Source organism: Bacillus litorisediminis (assembly GCF_022808645.1).
In the GTDB taxonomy this organism is placed as follows: Bacteria; Bacillota; Bacilli; order Bacillales; family JC228; genus Bacillus_BF; species Bacillus_BF litorisediminis.
In genome coordinates this window covers 1-19140 of the sequence record NZ_JAKZKT010000032.1, presented here as the reverse complement: position 1 = coordinate 19140, position 19140 = coordinate 1, and the positions used below count along the sequence as shown (strand labels likewise).

General features: G+C 39.8%; 17 protein-coding genes, 2 tRNA genes and 1 rRNA gene. 18 read left to right on the top strand and 2 right to left on the bottom strand.

Annotation, left to right across the window (positions count from 1 at the left end; all coding sequences use genetic code 11):
* Positions 1–18: 18 nt before the first annotated feature.
* A complete protein-coding gene (locus MLE14_RS15540; protein ID WP_097160754.1) occupies positions 19–450 on the top strand; it encodes a S1 domain-containing RNA-binding protein in 432 nt (143 codons plus the stop codon).
* 245 nt (positions 451–695) lie between these two features.
* Here the strand turns inward: MLE14_RS15540 and MLE14_RS15535 are convergent.
* A tRNA-Glu gene (locus tag MLE14_RS15535) sits at positions 696–767 on the bottom strand.
* Between the two features lie 26 nt (positions 768–793).
* Positions 794–867 (bottom strand) — tRNA-Met (locus MLE14_RS15530).
* A gap of 340 nt (positions 868–1207) precedes the next feature.
* Here MLE14_RS15530 and spoIIE point away from each other — a divergent pair.
* The 17 genes from spoIIE to MLE14_RS15445 all read left to right on the top strand — a co-directional run.
* Positions 1208–3679: a stage II sporulation protein E gene (gene spoIIE / locus MLE14_RS15525; RefSeq protein WP_243299334.1), complete on the top strand. Its 2472-nt coding sequence runs from the start codon at positions 1208–1210 to the stop codon at positions 3677–3679.
* Between the two features lie 91 nt (positions 3680–3770).
* Complete coding sequence (locus MLE14_RS15520) at positions 3771–4514, top strand: VWA domain-containing protein (protein WP_243299333.1); 744 nt, start codon at positions 3771–3773, stop codon at positions 4512–4514.
* The gene (locus MLE14_RS15515; protein WP_313897768.1) at positions 4486–5484 is read left to right on the top strand and encodes a protein kinase domain-containing protein; all 999 of its coding nucleotides are present in this window, start codon (positions 4486–4488) and stop codon (positions 5482–5484) included. The genes MLE14_RS15520 and MLE14_RS15515 overlap by 29 nt, the downstream gene beginning before the upstream one ends.
* Positions 5485–5679: 195 nt before the next feature.
* Positions 5680–7059 (top strand): tRNA lysidine(34) synthetase TilS, encoded by a 1380-nt coding sequence (tilS, locus tag MLE14_RS15510; protein WP_243299331.1) that lies wholly within the window; start codon positions 5680–5682, stop codon positions 7057–7059.
* Between the two features lie 11 nt (positions 7060–7070).
* Positions 7071–7616, top strand: a complete 546-nt coding sequence (gene hpt / locus MLE14_RS15505) for a hypoxanthine phosphoribosyltransferase (protein ID WP_243299330.1) — start codon at positions 7071–7073, stop codon at positions 7614–7616.
* 118 nt (positions 7617–7734) lie between these two features.
* A complete protein-coding gene (ftsH, locus tag MLE14_RS15500; RefSeq protein WP_243299329.1) occupies positions 7735–9711 on the top strand; it encodes an ATP-dependent zinc metalloprotease FtsH in 1977 nt (658 codons plus the stop codon).
* Positions 9712–9877: 166 nt separating this feature from the next.
* Positions 9878–10660 (top strand): type III pantothenate kinase, encoded by a 783-nt coding sequence (locus MLE14_RS15495; protein ID WP_243299328.1) that lies wholly within the window; start codon positions 9878–9880, stop codon positions 10658–10660.
* Between the two features lie 24 nt (positions 10661–10684).
* Positions 10685–11566: an Hsp33 family molecular chaperone HslO gene (gene hslO, locus MLE14_RS15490; RefSeq protein ID WP_243299327.1), complete on the top strand. Its 882-nt coding sequence runs from the start codon at positions 10685–10687 to the stop codon at positions 11564–11566.
* Between the two features lie 120 nt (positions 11567–11686).
* Positions 11687–12574 carry a peptidyl-prolyl cis-trans isomerase gene (locus tag MLE14_RS15485; RefSeq protein ID WP_243299326.1) on the top strand — a complete coding sequence of 296 codons (888 nt, stop codon included), beginning with the start codon at positions 11687–11689 and terminating at the stop codon, positions 12572–12574.
* Between the two features lie 158 nt (positions 12575–12732).
* Positions 12733–13662, top strand: coding sequence for a cysteine synthase A (gene cysK, locus MLE14_RS15480; protein WP_243299325.1), 930 nt, complete (start codon positions 12733–12735; stop codon positions 13660–13662).
* 161 nt (positions 13663–13823) lie between these two features.
* On the top strand, positions 13824–14663 hold the full coding sequence (gene folP, locus MLE14_RS15475) for a dihydropteroate synthase (RefSeq protein ID WP_243299324.1): 840 nt from the start codon (positions 13824–13826) through the stop codon (positions 14661–14663).
* Complete coding sequence (gene folB / locus MLE14_RS15470) at positions 14656–15018, top strand: dihydroneopterin aldolase (protein ID WP_243299323.1); 363 nt, start codon at positions 14656–14658, stop codon at positions 15016–15018. Before folP ends, folB begins: the two co-directional genes overlap by 8 nt.
* The gene (gene folK, locus MLE14_RS15465; RefSeq protein WP_243299322.1) at positions 15015–15542 is read left to right on the top strand and encodes a 2-amino-4-hydroxy-6-hydroxymethyldihydropteridine diphosphokinase; all 528 of its coding nucleotides are present in this window, start codon (positions 15015–15017) and stop codon (positions 15540–15542) included. The genes folB and folK overlap by 4 nt, the downstream gene beginning before the upstream one ends.
* Positions 15494–15706, top strand: a complete 213-nt coding sequence (locus MLE14_RS15460; protein WP_243299321.1) for a helix-turn-helix domain-containing protein — start codon at positions 15494–15496, stop codon at positions 15704–15706. Before folK ends, MLE14_RS15460 begins: the two co-directional genes overlap by 49 nt.
* Positions 15707–15720: 14 nt before the next feature.
* The gene (dusB, locus tag MLE14_RS15455; RefSeq protein ID WP_243299320.1) at positions 15721–16722 is read left to right on the top strand and encodes a tRNA dihydrouridine synthase DusB; all 1002 of its coding nucleotides are present in this window, start codon (positions 15721–15723) and stop codon (positions 16720–16722) included.
* Between the two features lie 200 nt (positions 16723–16922).
* Complete coding sequence (gene lysS / locus MLE14_RS15450; RefSeq protein ID WP_243299319.1) at positions 16923–18407, top strand: lysine--tRNA ligase; 1485 nt, start codon at positions 16923–16925, stop codon at positions 18405–18407.
* A 531-nt stretch (positions 18408–18938) separates the two neighbouring features.
* A 16S ribosomal RNA gene (locus MLE14_RS15445) occupies positions 18939–19140 on the top strand; the annotation flags it as partial.

The following is a 19140-nucleotide window of genomic DNA, read 5'->3' as shown; positions in this document are numbered from 1 at the left end:
AGGAGGAAACACTTTTTTATGTCAATTGAAGTAGGCAGCAAGTTACAAGGTAAGGTAACAGGCATTACTCACTTTGGAGCGTTTGTAGAGTTACCTGATGGCTCAACAGGTCTCGTCCATATCAGTGAGGTTGCCGACAACTATGTGAAAGACATCAATGAACACCTAAAAGTAGACGACGAGGTAACGGTAAAAGTTATCAACGTTGAAAAGGATGGAAAAATTGGCCTTTCCATTAAAAAGGCGATTGACCGTCCGGCACCGCCACGTGGAGGCCGACCACGCGGAAACGACCGTCCGAGAAATGACAGACCAAAAAATGATCGGGCCAGAACGGAAAACTTTGAACAAAAAATGGCTCGTTTTTTAAAGGATAGTGAAGATCGATTGTCATCTTTAAAACGCCACACAGAATCAAAACGTGGTGGAAGAGGTGCTAGAAGAGGGTAACTTGCTGTCTCATCATATAAATTAAGATTGTTTGATGTATTTTTAAAGCACGGCGCGGAAAATGACTCAGCTCGGGAAAATGAGCGGGGTCTTTTTTTGTTGATTGCATAAATGAACAGTAGCCTGAAATCTTGACACATTGGGAAAATGACGATTAGCGCATGAAAATGTAAATTACCGCTTGAAACTAAAAATCCAAATAGAAAACCCCCATGCACACCAGGTGCATGGGGGTTTTTCAGTAGTGACCCGTACGGGATTCGAACCCGTGTTACCGCCGTGAAAGGGCGGTGTCTTAACCACTTGACCAACGGGCCATATTAGCGGATTTCGCTTTTCGTAATAGCGGCGGAGGGGATCGAACCCCCGACCTCACGGGTATGAACCGTACGCTCTAGCCAGCTGAGCTACGCCGCCAAAAAAATCACACAAGACTTATCTTACTGAGAACAGGCAATACTGTCAACCCCCAAAAAATTTTGTCACAAAATTAAATAGACTTCGAATTATGTCCGACTATCTGGAGTCCTCGAAATTGGCTGATTACCATCGCCTTCCTATTAAACAGAGCCCTCCGCATTTATGAGCGAAATACGAAAATAGAAGGTTCGCTATTTACATCCTTTGTCCACTTATCTGTGTTTTTAATGAAAAAGGTCGAAAGATTCTTTGAAGTCATTCTGTCATTTTGACAAACTTTGAGACTTGTCCCTTTTATAATGAACAGAACGATAAACGATGAAGGAGTGTTGAGAAAATGGAAAAGGTAGAACGTAACCTAGTAGAACCTGTTCAGAACATCAACATGAACCAGACGAGGGCCAGATTCTCAAAAGGAATGGAATTTCTCCTAAAAAAAATTGAGGCATTATTTATTCAAAAGGGTCTGCTTATTTTCATGATCGGCTTCTTATTAGGAAGAGCATTTATTTTATCTCAGCTGACGCCATTTAGTCTGCCATTCTTTGCGGCTGTTTTAATGCTGAAAAAACAGCATGCACCAATCGCTTTAATAGGGGTAGTCAGTGGAGCTATTACTATCTCATTTGGACATACGGCTCATTCCTTTTTCCTCTCTCTTGCTTTTCTCCTATTTTTTAAAGTAACAAAGCAAGGAAAAAGGAATCCATATCGATCCCTGCCGTTAGCCATCTTTGCTTTTACTTTAGTAGGTAACATTACAGCAGCTTTTATTACAAACGGTTTTATATCTTTATACGATATTATGATGGGTTCGGTAGAAGGTTGTTTAGCCTTTATTTTGACATTAATTTTTCTTCAAAGCATTCCGCTTCTGGCTGTAAAAAAACGGAAGCAGGCATTAAAAACAGAAGAGATTGTTTGTCTAATTATTTTATTGGCTTCGGTCATGACCGGAACAATCGGATGGACTCTGTACGGTATTTCAATTGAACATGTGATGTCCAGATATTTGGTGTTAATTTTTGCTTTTGTGGCCGGTGCGACTGTTGGGTCGACTGTAGGGGTAGTAACCGGATTAATTTTCAGTCTCGCAAACATTTCAAGTTTCTTTCATATGAGTCTCCTTGCCTTTTCAGGCCTGTTAGGAGGTTTGCTGAAGGAAGGAAAAAAACCAGGTGTTGCAATTGGCCTTTTTATCTCAACTTTACTGATTGGGATGTATGGTCAAGGGGAAGGTACCCTTGTCAAAAGTTTATATGAATCCTTTGCAGCAATCGTATTGTTTTTCTTAACCCCCAAGGTTTTAACGAGCCGGATTGCCAAATATATTCCTGGGACTACTGAATATGCTCAAGAACAGCAGCTTTATATGAGAAAGGTAAGGGACGTTACCGCTAAAAGAGTCAACCAATTTTCAGCTGTGTTTCAGGCTTTGTCCAATAGTTTTCAACAAATCGAAAGCGCAGACGAGGAGGACGAGAGTAAAGAACTTGATTATTTTTTAAGCAAAGTAACTGAAAAGACGTGTCAAACCTGCTTTAAAAAGGATTACTGTTGGGCAAAGAACTTTAATACAACCTATGATGGCATGAGTAAAATTATGCAGGATTTAGAAAACAATCATGGACAGCTTTCGCAAAAAGTGAAGCGGGATTGGTCTAAGCATTGTACACGATCTAATCAAGTTGTTGAAGCAATTAGGCATGAATTGACGTTTTATCAGGCAAATCAAAAGCTCAAAAGGCAGGTGAAAGAGAGCCGGAAGCTTGTAGCCAATCAATTGCAGGGAGTTTCCGAGGTAATGGGTAATTTTGCGAGGGAAATCCAGCGTGAAAGAGAAAATCACGAAGCACAAGAGGAACAAATTTTAGATGCTCTTCAGTCTTTTGGGCTCGATGTCAGTCAGGTGGAGATTTTTAGTCTTACACAAGGAAATGTTGATATCGAAATGACTGTTCCTAGCAGCTATGCGAATGGTGAATGTGAAAAGCTTATTGCCCCACTTCTTTCTGATATTTGCGGAGAGAATATCGTCGTTCAGCAAAAGGAACAGCTATTTTTGGGAGGAGATATTCATGTAACGTTCCGATCATCCAAACGATTTACAGTTTCAGTTGGAGTTGCCCATGCTGCAAAAGATGGGGGACTCGTTTCAGGAGACAGTTATTCTACCATAGAGCTTGGAATGGGGAAATATGCTATTGCTATTAGTGATGGTATGGGTAACGGGGAACGTGCTCACCATGAAAGTAATGAAACGCTTCAGCTGTTAAGAAAAATTCTGCTTTCAGGAATAGAGGAAAAAGTTGCAATTAAATCAGTTAACTCCATTTTGTCTTTGCGGACAACAGATGAAATTTTTTCTACGCTCGACCTGGCCATTATTGACCTCCAGGATGCAAGCTCCCGGTTTTTAAAAATCGGGTCAACACCAAGTTTTATAAAAAGAGGAAACCAAATTAAAAAGATCCAGGCCAGCAACCTTCCAATAGGTATCATTCAGGAATTTGAGGTAGACGTTGTTTCTGAGCAGCTTAAAGCAGGCGACATATTAGTGATGATGAGTGATGGTGTATTTGAAGGTCCGCGTCATGTCGAAAACTATGAATTATGGATGAAACGGAAATTGAAGGAACTGCAAACCGATGAGCCACAGGAAATTGCCGATTTAATTATGGAGGAGGTTATCCGTTCCGGCACGGGCGAAATCAAGGATGACATGACCATTATTGTAGCAAGATTAGAGCATAATACGCCAAAATGGGCTGCAATTCCATTAAATTTAACGAAAAGAAAAGCATTATAACCAGTCTTTAAGGGGTGATTTAAAAAGCTGTAAGTATATTTCTCCCTCAATCGGTCGAAGATGGTAACAACAATTTGTTGGAGGGAGAACGATGAAACCAGGTACTTTAAAGCAAATTTTGCTGATAACGGACGGTTGCTCAAATCATGGAGAAGACCCGATTGCTATGGCTGCTTTAGCTAATGAAGAGGGTATTACAGTTAATGTGATTGGTGTTATGGAAAATGACGTGATTGATGAGTCTGGTATGAAGGAAATAGAAGAAATCGCACTTTCGGGCGGAGGAGTCAGCCAAGTTGTATATTCCCAAAGCTTGTCGCAGACTGTTCAGATGGTTACGAGAAAAGCGATGACACAAACCATTCAGGGAGTTGTCAATAAAGAATTACAGCAAATTTTGGGACGTTCACAAACATTAGAAAGCTTGCCGCCTGAAAAAAGAGGAGAAGTGATGGAGGTAGTGGACGAGCTAGGGGAAACTGTAGACCTGGAAGTGCTGATTCTTGTCGATACGTCTGCAAGTATGAAGCACAAACTGCCAACCGTTAAAGAAGCATTGCTGGACTTATCTTTAAGCCTAAATGCACGGATGGGAAATAACCTGTTTTCACTTTATGTATTTCCCGGGAAAAGGAAAGATGTCGAAAAATTGTTGGATTGGACACCTAAGCTAGAATCTTTAACCAGTGTTTTTTCAAAACTGTCGGTTGGAGGTATTACGCCAACAGGACCTGCGATAAGAGAAGCCATTCAACAATTTAGGCCAAAGCGTTCAAGCTTAAAGGGATACTCGAGGAGAAATGACGATGAATCCTACTATGAAGAGTCCGTTTAAGCTGCCCCCTGGAACGGTGATTCAAGGGAAATGGCATCAGGAAATGTATCGGATAAAAAAGGAACTGGGCTATGGAGCAAATGGAACCGTTTATCTCGCTGAAACCAGCGGGCATTTAGCGGTGGCCATTAAATTAAGCACTGAAACATCAATTGTTGCCTCGGAAGTAAATGTATTGAAAGCATTAGCGAAGGTCCAAGGGTCTGCCCTCGGACCTTCTTTATACGATGTCGATGATTGGGAAGTAAAAGGTATTTCTATTCCGTTTTATTCAATGGAATATATAAAAGGAAAAGATATGATGGGCTTCATTCAAGAGAGAGGCTCATCATGGATTATGGTACTTATTATCCAGCTCCTGAAAGATCTCCACGAACTGCATCAGTTAGGATGGGTATTCGGAGATTTAAAACCTGAAAATTTAATGATATCTGGTCCTCCGCCTAGAATCAGGTGTGTCGATGTAGGCGGGACTACTCAAATAGGCAGGTCGATAAAGGAATTTACTGAATTCTATGACCGGGGGTATTGGGGGCTCGGTTCGAGAAAGGCGGAACCGAGCTATGACCTTTTTGCGGTCGTTATGGTCATTCTTACTCTTTATTATGGCGGACGTTTTGAGAAAAAAGGAGATTCATTTAGTTTAATTAGGAAGAAGATAGAAGGTATAAATGAATTAAAACCGTTTGAACCTATTTTAATAAAAGCAATTAAGGGAGAATTCCAATCAGCTTTCGAAATGAGAAAAGCATTGCTTGAATGTAAATCGTATAAACAAGCTGCTGTCACAGCTAATTCATCTGGCATGATCAACAACAATCCTGTAAGCCATTCTCAGATTCAGAATGCTTCTCGCTACCAAAAAAGGAAAAAAAGAAAAGTGGGATCGGTTCTTGAAACCATATTGCTTGTGGCCGTTGTAGCGGTTTTTTATACCCTATACATTGTTTATGAAATGGTGGGCGGATAATTTTTTCTGGACTGTATCTTTGAACAATTTGTGAAAAATCGATAAAAATGCAGGCTAACTTTTGCCCTCTAAGTAATGGAGTGGTACGATATTCATACGTTACATTCATTTGAATGAACATATGTATTAATAGTAATAAACAAATTCCTCAGGAGAACGTATGTAACTGAATTAATCCAAAATGAGGACGATAACATGTTTGATCAAAAAGTTCATTCATTTATTCAAAAACATAGGCTGATTGAAAAAGGTGACATCTTAGTTGTGGGTGTATCAGGGGGACCTGATTCTCTTGCATTACTTCATTTTTTACATAAATATAGGCAACACTATCAAATAGATCTTATTTGTACTCATGTTGACCATATGTTTAGAGGGCAACAGTCCTATGAAGACCTGCTTTATGTAAAAGGGTTTTGTGAAACTTTGGAAATACCGTTTGAAGGTAAACAGATTGATGTAACACGTTATCAGGAAGAGAAAAAGTTAAGTTCACAGAAAGCCGCAAGGATTTGCAGATATTCATTTTTTAAAGAGGTCATGGAACGATACAAGGCTACTAAGCTTGTTCTAGCCCACCACGGAGATGATCAGATTGAAACAATATTGATGAGTCTGACCAGAGGAAGTACCATGATGGGCAGAAGCGGTATTCCCTATAAAAGGCCATTTGCGAATGGACATATTATTAGGCCTTTTTTGTCGGTTGAAAAAACTGAAATTGAACAATACTGCCGTTCCTTTCATTTAGAGCCTCGCAGAGACCCAACCAATGATAAATTGGATTACACAAGAAACCGTTTTAGACATTTAGTCCTGCCATCATTAAAAAATGAGAATCCTGAGGTTTCTAAACAATTTCAGCGTTTTAGTGAAGAGTTAATCGAGGATGAGGCTTATCTGCAGGTATTAACAGACGAGTATTTGAATAAAGTAGTGAAAAGGAAAAAAGCAGGCTTGTTTACAATCTCTGTAGAGAAGTATTTGCAACTACCTCAACCTTTACAAAGAAGAGGGATTCATCTAATATTAAACTATCTTTATAAGGAAGTACCCTCTAATTTGTCTGCCGTACATATTGAACAGATCCTACATTTGTTCAAAGGCCATCCCTCTGGAACTGTATATCTTCCTAAAGGCCTATTTTTCATTCGTTCCTATGATAACGGTATATTTACATACGAGAATGAAGAAGAGGAAATTTACGAGCACCTTTTCAATCCGGGGGATTCAATATCCTTGCCTAATGGTGCCACTCTATCCTTTGAGAAGATTGTAGAGGATCCGGATTCAGATCAAAACTCCCTTTCTATTTTTCGTCTAGCAGAAGGCACTAAAATACCGCTCATTGTAAGAACGCGACGGTCAGGAGACCGAATCAAGCCTTTCGGTCTAAATGGCCATAAGAAAATTAAGGATTTATTTATTGATGAAAAAATTCCTTTGCAGCAAAGAAATGTCTGGCCAATTGTAACAGATCAATCGGGAAACATATTATGGGTACCAGGTTTAAAAAAATCCAGTTATGAAGCAAGAAGTTCTAAAGAAGCAATATACATACTCCGATATAGATAGGGGACGCAACCATGAAAGAAGATATTGAAAAAGTCTTAATATCAGAGCAAGAAATACACGAAAAAATTGCAGAATTGGCAAATCAGCTAACAAAAGATTATCAAGACCGCTTTCCATTAGTGATAGGCGTATTAAAGGGAGCCATGCTCTTTATGGGTGATTTAGTAAAACGAATTGACACTCATTTAGAGATGGACTTTATGGATGTATCCAGCTATGGAAACTCTACTGTTTCTTCAGGTGAAGTGAAGATTTTAAAGGATCTGGATACTTCTGTAGAAGGCAGAGAGATACTTATTATTGAGGATATCATTGACAGTGGTTTAACACTGAGCTATTTAGTGGAACTCTTTCGATATCGAAAAGCGAAATCCATTAAAATTGTCACCCTCTTAGATAAGCCAACAGGCAGAAAAGCGGATATTCAAGCAGATTATGTCGGGTTTATTGTACCTGATGAATTTGTTGTAGGATACGGATTAGATTACGCTGAGAAATACAGGAATTTGCCTTATATAGGTGTACTAAAGCCAGAAGTATACCAAAATAACGATTAACACATATACATTAAATGCTTGGATTATCGTTCACCTTAGTCAATTCAAATCATTGTACTGTGCATAATCTCTATGATACTATTGAATATAGTTTGTTTCCCATGTGAGGAGGTAAGAGATGAACCGGATCTTCCGAAACACCATCTTTTATTTATTAATTTTTTTGGTCATAATTGGCGTTGTTAGTTTTTTTAACAATAACAATGAACCAACAAAAAGTCTAAAATACAATGAATTCATCGCTCACCTGGAGGCGGGTGATGTTGAAAACTTCTCGATGCAGCCCGAGCGCGGGGTGTATGAGGTACGCGGGCATCTCGAAGGAGATCCTGAAAATCAATTTTTTGTAACGTATGTTCCTATTGATAGCACAACAATCGAAATTGTAAATAAATCTGCAGCTGAAACAGATACAGAGGTTGAAGTTTTACAGGCTGAAGAGCAAAGTGGATGGGTTTCATTCTTCACCACAATGATTCCATTCATCATCATCTTCATTTTATTCTTCTTCTTACTGAACCAAGCGCAAGGCGGCGGCAGCCGTGTTATGAACTTTGGGAAAAGTAAGGCAAAGCTTTATAATGAAGAAAAGAAAAAGGTTAGATTTAAAGATGTAGCTGGCGCTGATGAAGAGAAAGCAGAACTTGTGGAAGTGGTAGACTTCCTCAAAGACCCTCGCAAATTTGCCAGTGTCGGTGCCCGTATCCCTAAAGGAATCTTGCTTGTCGGACCTCCTGGAACAGGTAAAACCTTACTAGCAAGAGCCGCTGCAGGCGAAGCTGGAGTTCCTTTCTTCTCGATAAGCGGTTCAGACTTTGTTGAAATGTTTGTCGGTGTCGGTGCTTCTCGTGTTCGTGACTTATTTGAGAATGCCAAGAAAAACGCACCTTGTATCATTTTTATCGACGAAATTGATGCAGTAGGACGTCAGCGTGGAGCTGGTTTGGGCGGGGGTCATGACGAACGTGAACAAACCCTTAACCAGTTACTAGTTGAAATGGATGGTTTTGGTGCAAATGAAGGAATCATTATCATTGCAGCTACTAACAGACCTGACATTTTGGACCCAGCCTTGCTGAGACCTGGACGTTTTGACCGTCAAATCACTGTTGATCGCCCTGATTTAAAAGGTCGGGAAGAAGTATTGAAGGTTCACGCGCGCAATAAGCCTTTAGATGAATCCATTGATTTAAAAGCGATTGCATCCCGTACACCTGGATTCTCTGGTGCAGATTTAGAGAACCTGTTAAACGAAGCTGCGCTTGTTGCAGCCAGACGTAATAAAAAGAAAATCGATATGTCTGATATTGACGAGGCAACGGATCGTGTAATTGCTGGTCCAGCTAAGAAAAGCCGTGTTATATCAGAAAAGGAAAGAAAAATTGTTGCGTTTCACGAAGGTGGTCACACCATTATTGGTGTCGTGCTGGATGATGCGGAAATGGTTCATAAAGTAACGATCGTTCCTCGCGGCCGCGCTGGCGGTTATGCGGTTATGCTTCCAAAAGAAGACCGTTACTTCATGACAAAACCAGAACTTCTGGATAAAATCACCGGATTACTTGGCGGCCGGGTAGCGGAGGAAATCGTATTTGGCGAAGTAAGCACGGGTGCCCATAACGATTTTCAGCGTGCAACCGGAATTGCAAGAAGCATGGTAACCGAATACGGTATGAGTGAAAAATTAGGACCGCTTCAATTTGGCCAATCTCAAGGCGGAAATGTCTTCTTAGGCAGAGATTTCAATAACGATCAAAACTACTCAGATGCGATTGCTTATGAAATTGACCTAGAAATTCAGCGTATCATTAAAGAGTGCTATGACAGAGCGAAGAAAATCTTAACAGAAAATCGTGATAAACTGGATTTGGTGGCGAATACGCTGCTTGAGGTAGAAACATTAGATGCTGAACAAATTAAGCATCTAATCGATCATGGTACACTTCCTAACCGTGAAAACAAATCCGCTTCTACCGAAGATGTAACCGTAAATATCGGCAAAAAAGCGGATGATACGGAAGACGGCACTGTGAATGAAAATGACGAAACTTCTCAAGACCCTACTAATGAAGATGAAATAAATAATAAAGGCTGATTAAAAGGGCCGGGTTCCTATATTTGGAATCCGGCTCTTTGTATTACACGATCAATCTGTCTGCAATCATGCGAATTGTTATATAGGTGTAGTCACTGTCAACCCAAAATAAAAATGTGGTATGATGTTGGCGTATACAGAATATGAAAAGTGAGGATATCGGCTTATGATTTTTGTCTTGGATGTGGGAAATACAAATATTGTGTTAGGGGTCTATGAAGGAGATCATTTGAAATATCATTGGCGAGTTGAAACCAATCGACATCGAACTGAAGATGAATATGCCATGATCGTTAAAGGCTTATATGACCACTCAGGTTTATCCTTTTCTGATATAGATGGAATTATTATTTCCTCTGTCGTTCCGCCGATTATGTTTTCCTTAGAAAGAATGTGTGTCAAGTACTTTAACATTGATCCATTAATTGTGGGTCCAGGTGTAAAGACACGACTTAATATAAAATATGATAATCCTAAGGAAGTAGGTGCTGACCGGATTGTTAATGCGGTTGCTGCGATTCATGATTATGGCAGCCCGCTCATCATTGTCGACTTTGGTACAGCCACTACATATTGTTATATTGATGAGCATAAGCAATATTGCGGCGGTGCCATTGCACCAGGGATTAGCATATCAACAGAAGCACTTTATTCGAAAGCGGCAAAGCTTCCAAGAATTGAAATTGCAAAACCCGATCAAATTGTCGGAAGAAATACAGTTTCCGCGATGCAATCGGGAATATTATATGGGTACGTCGGCCAGGTAGAAGGGATCGTATCCAGAATGAAAAAACAAAGTCATCAAAATCCTACCGTTATTGCAACAGGGGGCTTAGCTAATTTAATTTCAGAAGAATGCGATGTTATTGACATTGTCGACCCTTTTCTAACTTTAAAGGGATTACGCCTTATTTATGAGCGAAATATGGAGAGTATAAAAAATAAATAAAAGTACTTGAGGTGTTAACAGAAAATGAATGATTATTTAATCAAAGCATTGGCATTTGATGGACAAGTTAGAGCGTATGCTGTTTCTTCAACGGATACAGTTTCAGAAGCGCAAAGACGCCATCACACATGGCCAACTGCATCTGCCGCATTAGGCCGTACAATGACCGCTGCAGTTATGATGGGCGCCATGTTAAAAGGAGATGCCAAGCTAACTGTAAAAATTGAAGGAAAGGGTCCGATTGGCGTTATTTTAGCTGATAGTAATGCCAGAGGTGATGTAAGAGGATATGTAACAAATCCGCAAACACATATTGAAGAAAGAAATGCGGAAGGTAAGTTAAATGTCGGAGCAGCAGTTGGAACAGATGGAACCCTGACGGTCGTTAAAGATTTAGGACTAAGAGAGAATTTTTCTGGACAAGTTCCACTTGTCTCAGGAGAACTTGGGGACGATTTTACCTATTATTTTGTTACATCTGAACAAACACCCTCTTCTGTAGGAGTCGGAGTTTTGGTTAATCCTGATAACTCAATAAAAGCGAGCGGAGGCTTCATTATACAGCTACTCCCAAATTGCGAGGAAGAAACCATTAGCTTTATCGAGCAAAGGTTAGGCAAAATCCCTCCTGTGTCTACTATGATTGACCGCGGTCTTGCTCCAGAAGAGATCTTGCATGAATTGCTAGGCAAAGAAAACGTAAAAGTATTAGAAAAAATGCCAGTCCAATTTACCTGCACTTGTTCAAAGGAAAGGTTCGCCAATGCTATCATCAGTTTAGGTAAAGATGAGATTCGCGAGATGATAGAAGAGGACGGGGAAGCGGAAGCATCTTGCCATTTCTGTAACTCCAAGTATCATTACTCTAAGGCAGAATTAGAGGAATTATTAGAGGAAGCAAAATAGTTTCAAGAAGTACAAATATAACATTATTTATGCAGAGAAAAATTTAGAACAACTGGGCAATCATTAAGACCTTACTGGGCTTGGTGCTTGCCAAGTTTTCTTTATGGGGAGAGAGAAGACTTGCCAAAATCGTTGTCTGCCTTTGTCATAATAGGACTGTTATTTACCAATTGTCTGACCATAGCCTTTTTCTCCTATAAGAATTTATCTGCAGAACCCGTTATGCAGCAAGGGGAAACCGTGGCGAAAGTTGGAGATGTCGAGATTACCCGCGAGGAATGGATGAATCGTTTAGAACAGCAATATGGAAAAATGACTCTAAAAGACTTAATCAATGATAAGGTGATTGACCAGTTAGCCGAGGAATATGATATTGAAGTAGACGAAGAAGAAGTTACGAGGGAGAGCACCTATTTTAATACTATGTATGGGATGAATCCTTCGGAGAATTTCAGTGAAGATGAGTGGAAAGATGAAATTAAAAGGGTCATTATTTTAGAGGAACTTCTTACAAAAGATGTAGCGATACCTGAAGAAGATATGCAGCGTTACTATGAAGAAAATCAGCACTTATTTACTGTGCCGGATACATATCACCTCGCTCATATTTTGGTCAAGACGGAGGAAGAAGCCAAGCAAACGATTGAAGAGTTAGAGGGCGGCTCAAGCTTTGCTGTACTAGCCATGGAGCGTTCGTTAGATGAATTTACATCTTCGCAAGGAGGCAGTTTAGGTTTTGTATCTCTTAAGAATCATACAATCCCTACTGCTTATGAGGATGTTTTGGCGGAAATGGAACCCGAAACCTGGTCAGACCCGATCAAGCTGGAAAAAGAATATGCCATCCTTTATTTGCATGAAAAAATAGAGGGACAGTCTTGGGGATATGAAGAAGTAAAAGATCAAATTCGCCGAAAAATTGCATTAGAACAAATTGAAACTCCAATTTCGGCAAGTGAGTTTTGGGACGACCTTGAAGTAGAATGGTTCTATGGTGAACAGAGATAAAATTGTGATAAAAGACGGCTTGCGTGCAGAGATTACCTGATTTCAATCATTTCGGAACTACTTCCATTCTTTCAATTGTTTTAATTGACTTTTTAGGAAATTGTGGTAAATTCGAAATAAACCTATAAAAATAGTCGGGAATACGGAGGTGCCAGTAAATGGTGAAAATAGTGAACTCAATCACAGAATTAATAGGTGAAACACCTATTGTGAAACTAAATCGCCTGGTTGATGAAGATTCGGCCGAAGTTTATGCAAAACTTGAGTATATGAACCCAGGAAGCAGTGTAAAAGACAGAATTGCTTTAGCTATGATAGAAGCTGCTGAAAAAGACGGAACACTAAAAGCTGGAGACGCTATAATTGAGCCAACGAGCGGAAATACAGGAATTGGTATTGCAATGGTAGCGGCAGCCAAAGGATATAAAACGATTATTGTGATGCCAGAAACGATGAGTATGGAACGACGGAATTTATTACGTGCATATGGAGCTGAGCTTGTTTTAACTCCTGGGCCAGAAGGAATGAGGGGCGCTGTCCAAAAGGCTGAAGAACTTGCAAAAGAAAATGGATACTTTATGCCTCAGCAGTTTAAAAACTTGGCAAATCCGAAAGTTCACCGACGTACGACGGGAAAAGAAATTGTCGAGCAAATGGGTGATCAATTAGATGCATTTGTTGCAGGAATCGGGACAGGCGGAACCATTTCAGGCGCTGGAGAAGTATTAAAGGAAAAATACCCTGGCATTCATATTATTGCAGTAGAGCCAAAGGATTCTCCAATTTTGGCGGGTGGGAAACCGGGTCCTCATAAATTACAAGGACTTGGACCAAACTTTGTTCCTGACACATTAAATACGGAAATCTATGAAGAAATTATTCATGTGACCACTGAAGAAGCATTTGAATACGCAAGAAAGGCAGCAAAGGAAGAAGGAATCTTAGGCGGTATTTCTTCGGGAGCGGCTATTTGTGCAGCATTGCAGGTTGCTAAAAGACTGGGAAAAGGGAAAAAAGTCTTAACGGTCCTTCCAAGTAACGGAGAACGCTACTTAAGCACACCGCTTTATCAATTCGACGAACAATAAAACGGCAAGTCTACTCACGATGTGGGTAGACTTTTTTTAGTAGAAAAAAGGAAAAACAAAACGTCCACTCAACATACGGGCCGCTTTTTGTCTGAAGAAGTTGTTTATTTTGTCGATTTTTATGTATGATGAATGTAGCAGGAATAAACAGAGGTGAAAACATGTATCAAAAAACGGTTATTCCATGTGGGAAATATCAGCTGGATTTTTCAAACAAGACTCTCATCATGGGAATTATAAATGTAACACCCGATTCATTTTCGGACGGCGGTCAATTTAATAGTGTTGAAAAAGCGGTAGAGTATGCCGAACGTCTTGTCCAAGAAGGCGCGGATCTATTAGATATCGGGGGAGAATCAACCAGACCTGGACATAAGCCCGTGTCAGCTGAAGAAGAATTAGAACGGGTTATCCCGGTTATAGAAGCGATTACTAAACGGGTATCCGTCCCTCTTTCGGTTGATACATATAAAGCGGAAGTGGCGAAACAAGCAATTGAAGCGGGAGCCTCTATCATTAATGATATTTGGGGAGCGAAAAAAGAGCCAGAGATTGCCGTGGTGGCTAAACAGTATAATGTTCCAATCATTTTAATGCATAATCGGGAGGAGCTTCCTTATAACGATTTTTTAAAGGATGCCTTTGGTGACTTAAGGGAAAGTATTGCGATTGCCAAAGAGGCTGGGGTTCCAGACGAACAAATTATTTTAGATCCTGGGATTGGCTTTGCTAAAACCTTTGAAGAAAATGTGATGATGATGCAGCATTTAGATGAACTTGTCGCGATGGGTTATCCAGTCCTGCTTGCCACTTCCCGAAAAAGAATGATTGGTCATATATTGGACCTCCCTGTTACAGAACGAATGGAAGGAACCGGCGCAACCGTTTGTTATGGAATCCAAAAAGGCTGTCAGCTTGTACGTGTTCATGATGTGAAGGAAATTAAAAGAATGGTAGATGTAATGGATGTTTTATGCGGAAAGAGGATCATGAATGGATAAAATCTTTCTTAACCGAATGGCATTTTACGGGTATCATGGTGTTTTACCGGAAGAGACCCGGCTTGGGCAGCGGTTTTACGTTGATGTGATTCTTGAACTAGATTTGAAAAAAGCAGGGGAGCGGGATGATTTAAAAGAAACCGTCAATTATGCAGATGTCTATCGTGTTTGTTTGGACATAGTCGAAGGCAATAAATATAAACTTATTGAAGCCGTGACAGAAAAAATTGCGGAAACCATTTTACGCCAGTTTGAAAAAGTACAAGCCTGTACGATAAAAGTGATTAAACCAGACCCTCCTATTCCCGGTCATTATGAAAGTGTCGCGGTGGAAATTACGAGGCGGCGATCATGATGAGTAAAGCTTACCTGTCACTAGGAACTAATATGGGGGATCGTTTAGGCTATCTAAACAAGGCCATATCCCTTTTAAAGATGCAAGGATCGATTCAGATTAAAAAAATGTCGTCCATTTACGAGACTGACCCTGTTGGTTTTGAAGATCAGTCCCCTTTTTTGAATATGGTAATCGAAATTGAGACAGCTGAATCCCCCTTTCGATTACTGGAAATAATTTTACAAATCGAAGAAAAACTAGGCAGGATAAGGCTTTTTAAATGGGGGCCCCGGACAATAGACCTTGACATTTTGCTGTATAATCAAGACAATATTGAAACAGAGCAATTAATTGTTCCGCATCCTCGAATGCATGAGCGGGCTTTTGTCTTAATACCGCTCTTAGAAATAAATGATAAGTTAATGCATCCTGCTTTGGGAAAAGAGTTTAAGCAAATCTTAAGTGAAATTCCGAAAGAAAAAGGAGTCAGGCGATGGAAGCAGATAGATGGGGAAGACGAATTCGCGCATTTAGAAAGTTAAAAGGCTTTACTCAGGAAGGTCTAGCAAAGGAAATAGGAGTATCTGTCTCTGTTTTAGGTGAAATCGAACGCGGATATCGGGCTCCGTCAGATGATATGGTAGATCTCATTGCAGAGGCCCTTAGCATTACAAAGGAAGAGTTAGACCCTACTACACAAGAATAGGAGGTAGTTTCATTATGTTTAAAATTGGAGATATCCAATTAAAAAATAGAGTGGTTTTAGCACCAATGGCTGGTGTTTGTAATTCAGCCTTTCGATTGACTGTCAAAGAGTTTGGTGCAGGGTTAGTTTGTGCAGAAATGGTAAGTGACAAGGGAATCTTGTTCGGAAACGAAAAGACTATAAACATGCTCTATATTGATGAGCGGGAAAAACCAATGAGTCTTCAAATTTTCGGAGGAGAAAAAGAAACATTAGTAGAAGCAGCTAAATTTGTTGATAAAAACTCTACTGCTGACATTATTGATATTAATATGGGATGCCCTGTGCCGAAAATTACAAAATGTGATGCTGGCGCAAAGTGGTTGCTTGACCCAAATAAAATCTATGAAATGGTTTCAGCTGTAGTTGATGCAGTAGATAAACCAGTAACGGTAAAAATGCGAATGGGTTGGGATGAAGACCATATTTTTGCTGTAGAAAATGCAAGGGCTGTTGAAAAAGCAGGAGGAAAAGCAGTTGCTCTTCACGGCCGCACAAGAGTACAAATGTATGAGGGTACAGCAAATTGGGATATCATCCGTGAAGTTAAACAATCTGTTAACATTCCTGTCATTGGAAACGGGGATGTGAAAACCCCTGAAGATGCAAAGCGAATGCTTGATGAGACTGGTTGTGACGGTGTCATGATTGGCCGTGCGGCATTAGGGAACCCATGGATGATTTACAGAACGGTTCATTATCTAGATACTGGTGAATTATTAGGAGAACCATCTGTTCGTGAAAAAATGGATGTTTGTAAACTGCATTTAGACCGTCTTATCAACCTTAAAGGAGAGCGTGTTGCGATCAGAGAAATGAGAAAACATGCTGCCTGGTATTTAAAAGGAATCCGCGGCAATGCAAGAGTGAGAAATGAAATCAATTCTTGCGAAACACGAGAACAGCTTGTATCATTGCTAGATAGCTTTACAGCGGAAATGGAAGAAAAAGAGCTGCAGCAAACAAAAGCGGTTTAATCTATTTGACAGCTTTGTTTATCATTTTCTATAATATGAGTTTGTACAGTATATACTGCCAGTTTTACACTGGCAGTTTTACTATATGTATGCGTTTTTTGAGTCTTTCAATTTTTACTGATAAAACCCTGAAATTTAGGGTTACATAAAAAGATTACAGCGTAAAGAATTAGAATTTAAATTGATGGAGTTGATTATTCATGAACCAAGAGGAACTCAATGACCAATTGCGAGTCCGTCTGGAAAAAATGGAGGAACTGCGGGGAAAAGGGATTGACCCATTCGGCCGCCGTTTTGAACGAACTGACTTAGCCCAAGACCTCATCGATCAGTATGGCGAGTTATCAAAAGAAGAATTAGAAGAAAAGAATGTTGAGACTGTCATTGCTGGTCGTGTTATGACAAAAAGAGGGAAAGGGAAGGCTGGATTTGCACATATCCAGGATTTATCAGGACAAATCCAAATCTACGTTAAAAAAGATGCAATCGGCGATGAAGCATATGAAGTTTTTGATTCTGTTGACCTAGGAGATATTGTTGGAGTTAAAGGAACTGTCTTTAAAACTAAAGTAGGCGAATTATCTATCAAGGTATCGGAGTTTGAGTTTTTAACAAAAGCGCTTCGTTCTCTTCCAGATAAGTATCACGGTCTTAAAGATATTGAGCAGCGCTATCGTCAGCGCTATTTAGATCTAATTACAAATCAGGAGAGCCGTAATACTTTTATTACACGGAGCCGTATCATTCAAGAAATGCGACGCTACTTAGAAGCCCGCGGATATTTAGAAGTGGAAACACCATTATTGCATGCAATTGCAGGCGGGGCAGCGGCAAAACCATTTATAACACACCATAATGCTCTTGATATGCAACTCTATTTACGGATTGCGATTGAGCTGCATTTAAAACGGCTAATCGTGGGCGGTCTTGAAAAAGTCTATGAAATTGGACGGGTTTTCCGTAATGAAGGAGTCTCAACAAGACATAATCCTGAATTTACATTATTGGAGTTATATGAGGCATATGCCGATTTCCGAGACATCATGTCCTTAACTGAAAACCTAATTGCTCATATTGCTAAGGAAGTTCTTGGTACTACTGTTATCCAATATGGTGAACATGAAGTGGATTTAACACCTGAATGGAAAAGACTGCATATGGTAGATGCCATTAAAGAATATACAGGTGTTGATTTCTGGAAGCAAATGACCGCAGAAGAGGCCCAAGAATTAGCAAAACAACATGGTGTTGAAGTTGATGCTAATATGAAGTTTGGGCATATCGTAAATGAATTCTTTGAACAAAAAGTAGAAGATAAATTAATCCAGCCTACTTTTATTTACGGACATCCTGTTGAGATTTCTCCTTTAGCTAAAAAGAATGAAGAAGACCCTAGGTTTACGGACCGCTTCGAATTATTTATTGTCGGCCGTGAACATGCAAATGCATTTACTGAATTAAATGATCCAATTGATCAAAGAGAAAGATTCGAAGCACAAATCAAAGAGCGTGAGCAGGGAAATGATGAAGCACATATGATGGATGAAGATTTCGTTGAAGCACTTGAATACGGAATGCCTCCAACCGGTGGACTCGGTATTGGTATTGATCGTCTCATTATGCTACTGACTAACTCTCCATCAATTCGGGATGTTCTGTTATTCCCATTAATGCGTCATCGTTAAGCCAAGCATTTAAAGCCAAGAAAATTAATCTTCTTGGCTTTTTTAGTTATCAAATTTTGAGATTGCTGAGGGAAGAGCGAGAAACGCTTTTTTTGAAAAAAGTTGATTTCTATAATTTATCGGACTTACATAAAAGACTGGACTATTTTTGTTCGGTCTTTTTTATGATTGTTTTACTGATGAGTTAAAGTATTTGAGTGATATGGATGCACATGTTTGATTTTGTTAAAATTTACTATTGCCTGCAATAAAAAACGGTGGTATAGTATTCCTTGCTGTTCAGATTAGACAGCTTTCGATTATAAAAAACAATGAAAAAAGTCGTTGACATTTATAGCTGACCTTGGTAATATATAAAGGTCGCTGAAAAAAAGAAATAGCGACTTACTCATAAAAATCCAAATGAAATTTTAAAAAATGTTGTTGACACGATATCGATTGTGTGATACAATGTAGCCTTGTTCCTTGAAAACTGAACAAAGAAAAGCGTCAACGTTAATTCTATTTTTTTAAAGAGCTACATCAAACACTTTTATGGAGAGTTTGATCCTGGCTCAGGACGAACGCTGGCGGCGTGCCTAATACATGCAAGTCGAGCGGACCTGAGGGAGCTTGCTCCCAAAGGTTAGCGGCGGACGGGTGAGTAACACGTGGATAACCTGCCTGTAAGACTGGGATAACTCCGGGAAACCGGGGCTAATACCGGATAGGATTTCGGTTCGCATGAACCGAA

Excerpts from the sequence above, each read along its gene's own strand:
- MLE14_RS15495 (WP_243299328.1), top strand. The coding sequence starts at position 9,878 with ATGATTTTTGTCTTGGATGTGGGAAATACAAATATTGTGTTAGGGGTC.
- spoIIE (WP_243299334.1), top strand. The coding sequence starts at position 1,208 with ATGGAAAAGGTAGAACGTAACCTAGTAGAACCTGTTCAGAACATCAAC.
- MLE14_RS15540 (WP_097160754.1), top strand. The coding sequence starts at position 19 with ATGTCAATTGAAGTAGGCAGCAAGTTACAAGGTAAGGTAACAGGCATT.
- MLE14_RS15520 (WP_243299333.1), top strand. The coding sequence starts at position 3,771 with ATGAAACCAGGTACTTTAAAGCAAATTTTGCTGATAACGGACGGTTGC.
- folK (WP_243299322.1), top strand. The coding sequence starts at position 15,015 with ATGATGAGTAAAGCTTACCTGTCACTAGGAACTAATATGGGGGATCGT.
- ftsH (WP_243299329.1), top strand. The coding sequence starts at position 7,735 with ATGAACCGGATCTTCCGAAACACCATCTTTTATTTATTAATTTTTTTG.
- dusB (WP_243299320.1), top strand. The coding sequence starts at position 15,721 with ATGTTTAAAATTGGAGATATCCAATTAAAAAATAGAGTGGTTTTAGCA.
- tilS (WP_243299331.1), top strand. The coding sequence starts at position 5,680 with ATGTTTGATCAAAAAGTTCATTCATTTATTCAAAAACATAGGCTGATT.
- MLE14_RS15460 (WP_243299321.1), top strand. The coding sequence starts at position 15,494 with ATGGAAGCAGATAGATGGGGAAGACGAATTCGCGCATTTAGAAAGTTA.
- lysS (WP_243299319.1), top strand. The coding sequence starts at position 16,923 with ATGAACCAAGAGGAACTCAATGACCAATTGCGAGTCCGTCTGGAAAAA.
- hslO (WP_243299327.1), top strand. The coding sequence starts at position 10,685 with ATGAATGATTATTTAATCAAAGCATTGGCATTTGATGGACAAGTTAGA.
- hpt (WP_243299330.1), top strand. The coding sequence starts at position 7,071 with ATGAAAGAAGATATTGAAAAAGTCTTAATATCAGAGCAAGAAATACAC.
- folP (WP_243299324.1), top strand. The coding sequence starts at position 13,824 with ATGTATCAAAAAACGGTTATTCCATGTGGGAAATATCAGCTGGATTTT.
- cysK (WP_243299325.1), top strand. The coding sequence starts at position 12,733 with ATGGTGAAAATAGTGAACTCAATCACAGAATTAATAGGTGAAACACCT.
- folB (WP_243299323.1), top strand. The coding sequence starts at position 14,656 with ATGGATAAAATCTTTCTTAACCGAATGGCATTTTACGGGTATCATGGT.
- MLE14_RS15515 (WP_313897768.1), top strand. The coding sequence starts at position 4,486 with ATGAATCCTACTATGAAGAGTCCGTTTAAGCTGCCCCCTGGAACGGTG.